Genomic DNA, 11,490 nt, shown 5'->3' on the forward strand with positions numbered 1-11,490 from the left:
TTGTTGAAAAACTGTCCCGACAACAAAAAGTGTTGCCAAAGGAATCCAAGACCAACAAACCATAAATGGTCTGCCAGCCCGGGGTATAAATCATAATTGGCACTGGCTTATCAAGCACCCTGTTGAGTTCTCAAAGAACAACCACACACCGCCCAGAAACCCCACACCGTGGAGCACCCGACCCGGGGCATTTCGTTCACCGTGTCCGGCGCTCTCGCGCCGGGCACTTTTACTACTTTACCTCACCGTCTCCGCCGTGTCAAACCGTTTGTCCCGGTCTGTCGTGCTTCGTACGGGTTGGCTCCGACGAGCGCACGCAGCAGCGAACCGCCACGTTGATCATCGGATTTGGCAGACCGGCCGCTCTGCGGTTTCCCGCGAGCTCGCCCGGTTCCCTGCCGGCCGTGAACCTTACCCGGTCGGCTTCGCTGCGCCAAATCCGCCTCGCGGCAGATCCGGTGAGCCCCGCCCGGGGCCGTGTCGTCCAGGATTCGATCCGTCCGACCCGGGCCAGTTCGATTCGGCGCCTCAGGACCTTCGCCCTGTTTGCCCCGTTCCGCGCTGGCAGAGAGAAAGTTACGCGTCTGCGGGTTTGAACGTCAAATCCGGGGGTAGCGTCCCCGGTCACATCATCTTCCGCTTGCTATGTCGCCTGCTCAGCGCCGGTGCGGCGCTTGTCCCCCGCAACCAGGGCACCTTGCCGCGCTTCGCCCGGCAGCCAAGACACCACCGTCACAGGCAGCGCCCGTCGCCTTCCGAAGCCCGCACCCAGCGCCCGTCGCCTTCCGAAGCCCGCACCCGCCGCAGTACGCCTCATCTGCACATGCCTGCCGCAGGGATGCCGGCGAAGGTGTCAGCGCGCCAGGCGCCGCCAGTATCCCCCGCGACCCTGGAGCGGCCTGGTGGCAGTGAATGTGGCGCGGCGTGTCGCGGAACTCTGGTGTGCGGTGGAACCGCCCGGTGGCAGTTGACCTCGGGGCCCGGTGGAGCAGTCGGTAGTGACGGACCTCCGGGGACCCGGTGGAGCTGCCCGGTAGTAGTGGACCTGGGGTGCACTGCGGAGCAGCCCGGTGACGGTGGAGCGTCCGTCAGGGTGCCTGGCGGTCGGCCCGCCGGCCGGACGCCCGCCAGGCTCGGACGCCGAGCACACCGACGATGGTGCCGATGAGCAGGGACGCCGCGATCAGCAGGGCATGGATCCAGAGGAAGCCGGTGGCCGGAAACTCCCCGACCCTGCCCGTGGACCAGGACCGCGGGTCCTTCCAGATGGCGACGGCGAACCTCGGCCAGATCACCCAGGTCCAGATTCCGACCCCGGTGAGGAAGAGCGCCCAGCCGCGCGACAGCACCATGGCTGCCGAGTATGCCAGCGGGAGCTGGCGGACCAGCGGTCGAGGCGCAGGTCAGTGGACCTGCCGCCGCCGAGGAACGGCCGCCGCCGGCGCCTTGTCGGGCGCTCACGCCGGGGGCGCGGCGCAGCGCTTTCCGTACGCCGTGCGGCTTGACGGGCAGTGCCTCGGCGGCTGGGAGTTGGTGCGGGCCGCTGCCGAACTGGTGGCCGTCCGTCGGGCGATTCCTCCTGCACGGGGCTCTCTCGAAAGTCGAAGAGGACGGTGACCGGTAAGCGTTTCCTCGTGCCATTCCGAGACTGCGGCGGGCGATTCGGACGGGTTCCCGAAAACGGGAGGCCCGCATGATCGCGGACCTCCCGAACAAACCTTCAGAAGCAGGTGCCGATGCCACCGATCGCAGGGTTCGCCCGGTCGTGGTAATGGATCGTGCCGCTCGGGTCGGCCATGAAACCGCCCCAGATGATGCAACCGCCCCTGACGTACGCCCGGGCGGGCCCGGCCGCCCAGAGCCTGTCGCCGTCGTCGGTCTGGGTGGGCAGGTACTGGGCGGCGAGGTAGACCTGGGTGCGGGTCAGCGTGCCCACGTAGGCGGACTTGACGGTGACCGTGCAGCCGTAGCCGACCAGCGGGTTGTGCAGCAGGTAGACGCTGCCGAGCCGCACACCGGTCTCCGCGTGCCGGATCGGGTCCTGATCGAGAACCGTGTATCCGAGCCCGCAGAGCGACTGCGGCGTGACCGGGTTGACGACGGCCGCCTGCGCGACGGCGCCGGCCCCGGCGACGAGCCCGAGCGCGACGGCGAGAACGACCCCGACCCGACGAATGGTGTGGTACATCCGTGTCCCCCTTTTTCCTTACGACAGATGCGGGACAAGAATGGTCGGCCCGAAGTGACGGAACGAATGTGCCGGGTGGACACTCCGCGTTGCCGCCAAATGTGTGTTCACCCAGCTTCCGCCGCCCCCACCTGCGGTAGGGTCGCGCCGTTCATCGACGATCGACGATTATGACGTACTTCGCACCGGGACATTTAAGTGCACCGGAAATGGCCGCGTTGTTCCGCAGGCCCCGGTCCGGAGCAGGGCCTGCGTCTTTTCCGCGGGCCTCAGTCCGCCACGCGCCGGATGGAGAGCATGCTGCCGTGCCGGTCGTCGCGCCGGTGGACGGTGACCTGCCCGCCGTGGTCCGCCGCATCCCGGGTGACCTGCGCCAGGTTCTTGTCCCGGTGGAAGTTGGCCACCAGCGCCCCGCCCGGTCGCAACGACCGCAGCAGCGGACCGACGGCGTCCGGAGCCGTGGGCAGGTCGAAGACGTACGAGGCGAGCGCGCCGGCGAAGGCCTGCTCGGGCAGCCCCTCGGCGCTGGCCACGTGCACGATCCGCAGCCCGGAGGTGGCCGCGATGGACCGCATCTGCGCGCTGCGGTCCCAGCCGTACATCTCGTCCGGTCGGCCGGCGACGCTCATCGAGATGCCGGTGCCGCAGCCGAAGTCCAGCACCGGTCCCCGGTGGCCGTCGCAGATCTGGAGGATCCCGTACAGCTCGGCGATGTTCGAGCGGTTGCGCTCCCGGTCGATCAGGGTGTCGTAGCAGGTGCCGATGAGGTCGAAGAGCGTGCCGTGCACCCGCTCGACCTCCGCGGCCCCCTCGTCCTCGGCGGCGCTGGCCAGGATGACGACCTGGTCGAGGATGGTCTGATGGGACAGGCCGTGGTCGGCGGCAAGTTTCTGGGCCTGCTCCACGGTGGGACATGCGAGCAGGTCGACCCCGTCGAGACTGCGGAGCCACTCCGTCTCCCCGGTGCCGGCCAGCCGTCCTGCGGTGCCGGCACCGCAGGCGAGCAGGGCCTGACCCTGCCTGACCCGCTCCGCCAGATCGCCGTGCACCGGTTGGTGGTCGGACCTCGTCGTCTCAGCCATTGAACGTACCTCCCTGATCGTTTTCCGATCGAAGGCGGTCCCTCCGCAGGACCGCGGTGGCGCAGGCCAGACCGCCCGCCGCCTTCAGCAGCTCGTCGGCGTGGACCTCGTGCACGACCTCGACGCCGATGTCGGCGAGGGCGCGCCGCACCCAGGGCCGGTCGGCCAGCATGACGACCCGCATGTGGTCGACGACGACGAAGTTCATCCCCTGGCCCCGGCTGACCTCCGGGTGTTCCGGCCAGCGGTGCACCGTGAGGCCGGCCTGGCGCAGCAGCTGCGGCAGGACCGGCGGGCAGATCTCGGCGCGGACGACCACGTCGTGCGCGCCGACGAACTGCACCATCCCGAGCAGGTGCTGCACGCTCGACGGGAGTGGCACCTCGTAGACCTCGACCGCCTGTTCGGCCATGGTCCGGCGCAGGATCTCCAGCCCGGACCGGTTGGTCCGGTTGCCGGTCCCGACCAGCAGCCGGTCGGGACGCAGCCAGAGTCCGTCGGCCCCCTCGAAGACGGCATCGCCCGAGATGGCCCGCAGGACCGGGGCGCCCAGCTCCGCCAGGATCCGCAGCACCGACAGTTCCTCGCCGGCCCGTGGCTCGCTGCCCATCCGGGCGACGACCACGCCTTCGGGCGTGGCCAGGAGCTGGTCGCGCGCGAAGACGACGTTGTAGAGAGGACGGGTCGTCCGGGGCCGCGGTGCGGCGACGGTGACCCGCACCCCGACAGCCCGCAACCCGTCGGCGTAGGCGTCGATCTCGGCGGCCAGCCGCCGGAAGTCGACCGGCTCCAGGTACTGGATGGCGTTCCAGTCGGCCGGGTCCGGCCAGCTGACGTCCGGCTTGATGAGCAGAGCGTGCCGCAGCGGTCGCCACTCGGTGTCCGCGCCGACCGGGGTCCAGTGCTCCCCGTCCTCGATCTCCCGGGCGTGGTGGTCCGCCCGGGGCCGGAAGCCCGAGCCGTGGTACGCCGCGGGAGCGTCGACGCCGGTCACGTCCAGCCCTCGTCGTCGGGTCCGCCGAGGTCCAGTCGCCGGGCCAGCTCGACCACCCGGGGCGAGCGGATCACCGGTGCCAGCAGCGAATGGCGTTCGGTCCAGCGGGCGGGGCGGGGACGTTCCGTCGCCATCACCAGCGGGGCGGGCCGCGGCAGCGTCGCCGGCCCGGCGCCGACCGCCGCCAGCAGATCCGCGACGACGCGCCGCTGCTCGTCGAAGGAGCTCAGCATGCGCTCGGCCCGGACGGTGGTGACCGGGAACGGGAGTCCCGCCACATCCGTCAGGATCGAGTCGTGGGCCTGCGCCCACTGCATCGCGCAGACCTCCGGCAGCGAGGCGTCCCGCACCTCCTCCCAGCGGGGCGGCAGGTCGAAGTTCCACCACGAGTCACCCCAGGGCAGGTGGGAGTACCCGTCGATGTGCAGGGTCGCCTCGGACGGCGGGATCGGGTACGAGAAGAAGCCGTGGCTGAGCCATCCGTCGATCAGCCCGTTCACCGTGGCCGCCGGATTGCGCACCAGGTGGACGACGCGGATGTCCGCCTTCGGGAAGAGGGTGGTCAGCAACGGCAGCCGGTACGCGTCGACCGACGCCTTGAGCAGGAGCGGCCGTCTGGAGAGGTCGGTCATGGTGACCGGGCGGGCCGGCACCGGCACGATGAACGGCGGCTCCTCGACGACGTCGGGCACCGGCGGCCCGGACGGTCGTTCCAGCCCGGGGAACGCCGCCCGGATCCGGTCGGCGTCGATGTCGTAGTACCAGGGGTTCACCGCGCATCCCTGGCCGCGCAGCTCCGCTAGGACGTTCAGCAGCAGCCGTTGTGGGTCGAACCGGTCCTGTCCGGCCTCTGCGGCGACGCGCCGCCGGACGAGCGGCAGCAGGTGGTCGACGGGCGGCAGGAGCGTCGACCACTGGCCGGCGAGTCGCCGGACCACCACGTCGGCGAACCCGTCCACGCTCGTCGGGCGGGCAAGTTCGCTGCCCGTCGTGTCGCTCAGCAGTTCGCGCGCGAAGGTGTCCGCCACGTCGTCGGTAGGTCGGTCCGCGCAGCCGTCGTGCGCACCGACCCGGACGGGCGCCCCCAGCCCGTACAGCCGGTACAGGTGCGAGTGCTCGCCGTCGAGCGAGACGAACGCCCCGGTGCTGCGCAGCAGGTGGAACAGGAGACTGCTGCCGCTGCGCGACGCCGAGGCGATGACGACGACGTGCGCCACGTCCGTACGGTCGGCGACAGCCAACTCGTCGGAGACCGCGCCCAGTTCACGCCGGACCCGGCGGACCACGTCCCGGGTGTCCGTCACCGTTCCGCGCTCCCGCCGGTCACCCCGGCCGCGTCGGTCACCCTGGTGACCGTTGGGCGTCGGTCGGTGTCCCCGCCGAGCCAGCGCGCGACCCCCTCGGTGCTGAGCAGGAACGCGTCGGGGAACCGGAGCTCCCGCCAGAAGTCCAGGTCGGTCCGGTCGAGGTCGGCGATCCGGCTCAGCCAGCCGGTGAGCACCAGCCCGTGGCTGACCACGGCCAGTGGGCCGGGCGTGGCCGCCACGATGCGCCGCATCGCCGCGTCGAACCGGCGGAACCCGTCGTCGGCGGTCTCCCAGCCGGGCGCGGACGGCCGCATCGGGTGGATGAAGTGGTCGGCGGCGCGCCGGGCGTAGTCGTCGGTCCAGCCGCCCCGCCGGATCTCGCCGAGGTCGGCGACCCGGGTGACCGGCCCGTCGCCGGGCAACGCCAGCGCGGTGCGGACAGCCTTGTCCTCGGTCGAGGCGAACAACCTCGTTCCGGACCACACGGGCAGCTGGGCCAGCGCCACCATCGCCGCCTCGCCGCTCGGGTCGAGATCCCATTCCGCCACCGGCCGACCCGGCTCCTGCCGGGTTAGGGCGTGGCGTACCAGCAGCAGGGTCATGACCGTGACCCCGCAGGCATCGGTTCCCGGGTCCAGGCGACCGAATCGGCGGCCAGCCGGACCAGCCGAGGCAGGTCGTGTCGGAGCCGCTCGTGGTCCGCCGCGTCCACCCACACCGTGCGGGCGTGTGCCAGCGTCCCCTTGCCGAGATCGACCGGGGCGTCGTCGGCGCAGTGGTCGTCGACCGCCCAGATTCCGGGTTCGGTCAGCAGCTCCCGCCGGCCGCGGGCGAACCGCACGCGGACCGCGTCATGGGGCGGCGCGACGAAGAGCGTCCCGGCCGCGCCGTGATACGTCGGCGGCACCAGGGCGTCCGGCCGGCCCAGGCTGACCTCCAGCGCGAGCCGGATGGGCGAGGTGTCGCTGACGTGGGTGATCAGCCGGTGGATGTTGCCGCCGAGCCGGCCGTTGACCTCGAGGATCCGTGGGCCGGCGGGGGTCAGCTTGATCTCGGTGTGGGTCAGACCGTGTCGGACGCCGAGCGCCCGCAGCGCGGCCTCGGCCAGGTCCCGGACGCCGCGCGCCGGCTCCGGCGCGAGCCGCGCCGGCAGGCTCGCGCCGGTCTCCCGGAATCCGCTCGCCGACGGCAGCCGGTCGGTGACCGCCAGGTGCAGGTAGACCCCGTCCCGGCAGGCCGTCTCCACCGACAGGTAGCTGGCCAGGCCGGGCGCGGTGGGGCCGTCCGGGAGGTACTCCTCCAGTAGGAAGGCGTCCCGCAGGGGTACGCCGGCGGCGCGCAGCCGGTCCAGGGTGTCGGTCAGCTCCGTCGGCCCGTGGATCAGCACGGTGTTGACGCTCGCCGCGCCGCGCCGGGGCTTGAGCACCGCCGGGACGCCCACCTGGCGCAGGGCGGCCGTCGGGTTGTCCACGTCGAGCGGGGCCACCGCCACCGGGGCGACCCCCGCCGCGTTGAGCGCGCGCCGCTGGCGCAGCTTGTCGACGAGGGCGGCCGCGGTGGTGGGCGTGTGGCAGGGCAGCCCGAGCCGGGCGGCGATGTCCGCCGCGACGGGGATGCCCAGGTCGCAGAAGGTCACCACGCCGGTCACGTCCAGGGCGGACAGTTCGGCGTGGGTGGCCTCGACGGCGACGCCGTCGTCGAGGCGTACGACGTGACCGAGTTCCGCGGCCAAACCGTCGATGTCGGCGGAACGTGGGTCGGCGCCGAGGACGAAGACGAGTTCGGCGAGGCCCTCGGCCGCCATCGCGATCTCCGTGAGGGTCGCCGAGCCCAGGCCGTGCACGACGGCGATGCGCCCGGCGGTCACCGCTGCCCGCCTGGGGTGGTGCTCGTGGTGCCCGGCTGAACGCTGCGGGCCTGCACGAACGTGAGGCCCTCAGCGTCGATGCCCCACTCGACCTCGGCCGGTCCACCCAGCTCGGCGGCGATCCGCACGCTCGCCGCCGCGACCTCGCGCAGCATGGCCTGGAGGTGGGGGACGGTGGTCGCACCGTCGGTGCTGGCGAGGGCGTCCCGGCGCAGGTGCACCATCGTGCCGCCCTCGCTCGGGCAGCCGCCGGTGCCGGGCGACTCGAAGTACTCGACCGCCACGTGGTCCGCGCTCCACGGGCTGTGCGAGAACGCGGTCCCCTGGTAGGTGAACGTGCGGTACGGCGCGACGAGGACAGCCAGCGGGGCGTCCGCCGAGCGGCCGCTGCGCCGGTGGTAGGCCTGGGCTCGTTCCGCGGTCCGGCTGTTCAGCACGACGGTCAGCGCCTCGACCACCGACTCCACGTCGGGCCGAATGCCGACCTCGGAGTGGTAGATGCCGGCGGCGGTGCCCTCCTCGGTGTCCTCGATCAGCGAGCTGGACCGCAGCGACAGCGTCCGGCCGGGCAGCGCGCCGAGGATGTCCTCGGCCACCTCGACGGCCGTCGACCGGGAGCCCGCCGCCAGGTCGTCGGCGACCTTGCCGCAGACCTCGGACGGGAGCACGAAGGCGGGGCCCGGCGTCGGTACGCCCAGCGACGCGAGCCAGGCCAGTCCGGTCGCCTTCCGGCCGGCCCGGTGCGGGTCCATCCCGGCGGTGAGCGGCAGCAGGTGCCCGCCGCCAGCCGTACCGCCGGTGCGGTTCGCTGGCGCGGCGGCCGGCGCGGCCGCGACGGCGTGAATCTCGACGTGGCCCTCGGTGGCCCGGACGGTGACCTGCTCGCCGTCGGCGAAGATCGTGCAGGCGTCGGTGACCCCGATCAGGCAGGGAATCTCCAGTTCCCGGGCGATCACGGCGGCGTGGCTGAGCAGACCGCCCTCCTCGGTGATGATGGCGCCGGCCATCTGGAGCAGCAGCAGCAGGTCGAAGTCGGTGCCGACGGCGACGAGCACGTCGCCGACCGACATCCGCTCCAGATCGGCGGCGGAGCTGACGATGCGGACGGTGCTGGTGTGCGAGCCGGGCGACGCGCAGGTGCCGCGCACCACGGCCGCCCGGCCCCGGGTCAGGTCGGTGGCGCCGAGCACCGAGTGCGGCAGGTCGGCGCTGTCGGCCAGGGCGAAGTTCTCGGCGCGTTGGAAGACCACCCCGGAGGCGCGGCGTCGGTCGAGGACCTGGTCCGGCAGTTCGACGCCCTCGCCGAGCAGCCGCAGCAGTTCCTCCAGGCTGTAGAGGCGCAGCGCCTCCAGTTCCGTACGCCGGCGGCGCGCCACCGACTCCAGCAGTCGCATCCGGTGCCGGGTGATCCGCCCGAGCAGGCGCTTGTTTCGGTCACGGACCTCGCCGGTGCGGGTCAGGAAGTCGAGCACCCGCCGCAGGTCGGGCGCGACCTCGACGGTGGGCGTGGCCGGGCGGGACTGCTCCGCGAGGGCGGCCTCGCGCTGGGTGAACTCCTCGTCGCTGAGGGCCAGGTACTGCCGGAACCGCTGCGTGATCTGCTCGGTGGTGAGGGTGTCGGCGCCGTAGCCGGAGCCGAGTTCCTCGTGCTCGCGGGCCAGGTCGTCGAGGGCCCGGGCGAGTTCGGCCTCGTCGGGCGCGGTGGCCTGCCGGGCCTGCGCGACGAGGGCGACGAACCGCCGTTCGGACTCGCCGCCGACGGTGGGTACGGAGGACGCGACCAGCCGGGCCAGCAACTCGTCGTCGCCCTGGTCCCGCCGGATGAGGCTCTTGGCGACTGCGTGCAGGGCGTGTTCGACCTGGACGAGGTTGACCTCGTAGATCTCACCGAGCGGCACGTGGTGGGTCTCGACGAGGAGTTCGGCCAGTTCCTCGTCGGTCAAGCCGTCGACGGGGAGGGTCTCCAGCCGACCGGCCAGCGCGGTCGACCGGGCGCGCGGGTTGGCCAGCACCCGGTCGAGTTCGCCGAACATCGTGTCGGGGCTGGCCAAAATGCGGCCGCCGAAGCGGGCGGCGAGCCGGTCCCACTCCTGCTCGGGCGCGAAGCTGGTGGCCATCCAGGGCCGGAAGACGACCAGGGTGTTGGCGAACCGGAACGGGTTGAGGAACGGGTCGTGGCGCTGGTAGAGGCCGTGCAGGAACTCCGCGGCCAGCAGCGTCCCCGTACGCCGATAGTTGATCTTCTTCCAGGAATGGTGCCGGGTGGTGGTGGTGATCATCGGTTGTCGACCTCGTCTTTCGCGGTAGCGGCCGGGCTGACCAGCGCCTCGATCTGCGCCGAGAACTCGTGCAGCGTCGGGAAGCGCAGCAGCACGCGCAGATGCAGCGGGATCTGGAAGGTGGTGCGGACCTCGGTGACGACCTCGGACGCGGTCATCGAGTGGCCGCCGATGACGAAGAAGTCGTCGTCGCGCCGGACGGTCGGCTCGCCGAGCACTCGGGCCCAGATGCCGGCGATGACCCGCTCGACCTCGGTGGCGTACTCCTGCTCGACCCAGGCGGCGGGGACGATCTCCGCCGCGGCGGCCCGGCGGGTCAGCTCCGCATAGTCGATCTTGCCGTTGGGGGTTAACGGCAGTGCGTCGCACGTCTCGACGCGGCGGGGCACCATCGCGGCCGGCAACCGGTCCGCGAGGTGGCCGGCCGGCACCCCCCCGACCGCGCCGACCACGAAGGCGGCGAGTTCCAGGTCGCCCTGGCGGTCCACCACCACGACGGCGGCCTGCGACACCCCCGGGACGCCACACAGCACCTGCTCGATCTCGCCGAGCTCGATCCGCTGGCCGCGCAGCTTCACCTGGCGGTCCGCCCGCCCGACGAAGTACAGCTCACCGGCAGCGTCCCAGGTGCAGAGGTCCCCGGAGCGGTACCAGCGGCCCGCGCCCGCCTCGGTCACGAAAGCGTCGGCGCCGGCCTCCGGGCCGACGTAGCCGAGCGCCACGATCACGCCGCCGATCCAGAGCTCGCCGGGCTCGCCGGGGGCCGTGACGGTCCTGCCGGCGGCGTCCACCAGGCGCAGCTCGGCGCCGCCGACACCCCGGCCGATCGGCGGCAGGCCGTCCTGCGTCATCCGGCGCAGATCGCCCGTCGCGGTGGTCACCACGGTCGCCTCGGTCGGGCCGTAGTGGTTGTGCACCGCCGCCGGGAAGTCCGGGTCCGGCCAGATGTGCAGCCGGTCGCCGCCGGTGAGCAGCAGCCGCAGCGAGGTGGGCCGGTTCGGCGTCCGGAGCAGCCGCTCGGCCAACGGAGTGCTGAGGAAGCAGGCGGTGGTCGAGGACGCGGCGATGTGTTCGGCGACGCTGTCGACGTCCCGGGTGTCGCTCTCCAGCGGCAGCACCAGGGCCGCGCCGGCGGCCAGCGTCGACCAGATCTCCCACACCGACGCGTCGAACCCGGTGCCGGCGAACGCGGTCACCCGGTCGGCCGGGCCCAGGTCGTACGTGGCGAGGTGCCAGGCCACCAGGTTGGCGAGGCTGGCGTGCCCCACCGCCACGCCCTTCGGCTCTCCGGTCGAGCCGGAGGTGAAGACGATGTACGCCACGTCGGCGTAGCCGTCCGGGCCGGGCCGGGCCGCGGTGCCGACCGGCTCCAGCGTCGGACCGTGCCCCGGGCCGCCGTCCCGGGCCAGCAGGGCGCAGTTCGCCTTGGCGGTGACGACCCGGACCCGCTCGGCCGGGGTCGACGGGTCGATCGGCACGTACGCGGCACCGGTCAGCCAGGCGGCCAGTTCGATCGCCACCTGGTCGCGACCGCGCGGCAGCATGACCGCGACCGGGCTGCCCGGGCCGCAGCCGCCGGCGACCAGCCGGTCCGCCCACCGGGTGGCGAGCGACCAGAGCTGCTCGTAGCTGAGCTTGCCGGCGTCGTCCTCGACGGCGACGGCGTCCGGCGCCTCGACGAGCCGGGCCTCGACGAGCGCGAGCACGGTACGCGGTTCGAACGTCTCGGTATCCAACGTGGCCACCTTTCGGGCAGGCTTCATCGACGCCGGA

At 72.3% G+C, this 11,490-nt stretch carries 9 protein-coding genes; all 9 read right to left on the reverse strand.

Features of this window, described 5'->3' with window-relative positions; all coding sequences use genetic code 11:
• Positions 1-1,088: 1,088 nt before the first annotated feature.
• Positions 1,089-1,352, reverse strand: a complete 264-nt coding sequence (locus ACPXCB_RS12585; protein WP_425875032.1) for an SCO4848 family membrane protein — start codon at positions 1,350-1,352, stop codon at positions 1,089-1,091.
• Positions 1,353-1,720: 368 nt separating this feature from the next.
• Complete coding sequence (locus ACPXCB_RS12590) at positions 1,721-2,188, reverse strand: hypothetical protein (RefSeq protein WP_425875034.1); 468 nt, start codon at positions 2,186-2,188, stop codon at positions 1,721-1,723.
• A gap of 269 nt (positions 2,189-2,457) precedes the next feature.
• On the reverse strand, positions 2,458-3,270 hold the full coding sequence (locus tag ACPXCB_RS12595) for a methyltransferase domain-containing protein (protein ID WP_425875036.1): 813 nt from the start codon (positions 3,268-3,270) through the stop codon (positions 2,458-2,460).
• Positions 3,263-4,264 (reverse strand): dimethylarginine dimethylaminohydrolase family protein, encoded by a 1,002-nt coding sequence (locus ACPXCB_RS12600; RefSeq protein ID WP_425875038.1) that lies wholly within the window; start codon positions 4,262-4,264, stop codon positions 3,263-3,265. Before ACPXCB_RS12600 ends, ACPXCB_RS12595 begins: the two co-directional genes overlap by 8 nt.
• Positions 4,261-5,568, reverse strand: a complete 1,308-nt coding sequence (locus ACPXCB_RS12605; RefSeq protein WP_425875039.1) for a hypothetical protein — start codon at positions 5,566-5,568, stop codon at positions 4,261-4,263. The genes ACPXCB_RS12600 and ACPXCB_RS12605 overlap by 4 nt, the downstream gene beginning before the upstream one ends.
• Positions 5,565-6,173 carry a histidine phosphatase family protein gene (locus tag ACPXCB_RS12610; protein WP_425875041.1) on the reverse strand — a complete coding sequence of 203 codons (609 nt, stop codon included), beginning with the start codon at positions 6,171-6,173 and terminating at the stop codon, positions 5,565-5,567. Before ACPXCB_RS12610 ends, ACPXCB_RS12605 begins: the two co-directional genes overlap by 4 nt.
• Positions 6,170-7,438, reverse strand: coding sequence for an ATP-grasp domain-containing protein (locus ACPXCB_RS12615; RefSeq protein ID WP_425875043.1), 1,269 nt, complete (start codon positions 7,436-7,438; stop codon positions 6,170-6,172). Before ACPXCB_RS12615 ends, ACPXCB_RS12610 begins: the two co-directional genes overlap by 4 nt.
• Positions 7,435-9,717: a PEP-utilizing enzyme gene (locus ACPXCB_RS12620; RefSeq protein WP_425875045.1), complete on the reverse strand. Its 2,283-nt coding sequence runs from the start codon at positions 9,715-9,717 to the stop codon at positions 7,435-7,437. The genes ACPXCB_RS12615 and ACPXCB_RS12620 overlap by 4 nt, the downstream gene beginning before the upstream one ends.
• On the reverse strand, positions 9,714-11,453 hold the full coding sequence (locus ACPXCB_RS12625; RefSeq protein ID WP_425875047.1) for a non-ribosomal peptide synthetase: 1,740 nt from the start codon (positions 11,451-11,453) through the stop codon (positions 9,714-9,716). The genes ACPXCB_RS12620 and ACPXCB_RS12625 overlap by 4 nt, the downstream gene beginning before the upstream one ends.
• Between the last annotated feature and the right edge of the window lie 37 nt (positions 11,454-11,490).

The sequence above is a fragment of the Micromonospora sp. DT62 genome (genome assembly GCF_049847285.1).
GTDB lineage: Bacteria > Actinomycetota > Actinomycetes > Mycobacteriales > Micromonosporaceae > Micromonospora > Micromonospora reichwaldensis.

Bases quoted from the DNA above. Each gene is read 5' to 3' on its own strand.
- ACPXCB_RS12585 (WP_425875032.1), bottom strand. From the start codon at position 1,352: ATGGTGCTGTCGCGCGGCTGGGCGCTCTTCCTCACCGGGGTCGGAATC.
- ACPXCB_RS12590 (WP_425875034.1), bottom strand. From the start codon at position 2,188: ATGTACCACACCATTCGTCGGGTCGGGGTCGTTCTCGCCGTCGCGCTC.
- ACPXCB_RS12595 (WP_425875036.1), bottom strand. From the start codon at position 3,270: ATGGCTGAGACGACGAGGTCCGACCACCAACCGGTGCACGGCGATCTG.
- ACPXCB_RS12610 (WP_425875041.1), bottom strand. From the start codon at position 6,173: ATGACCCTGCTGCTGGTACGCCACGCCCTAACCCGGCAGGAGCCGGGT.
- ACPXCB_RS12620 (WP_425875045.1), bottom strand. From the start codon at position 9,717: ATGATCACCACCACCACCCGGCACCATTCCTGGAAGAAGATCAACTAT.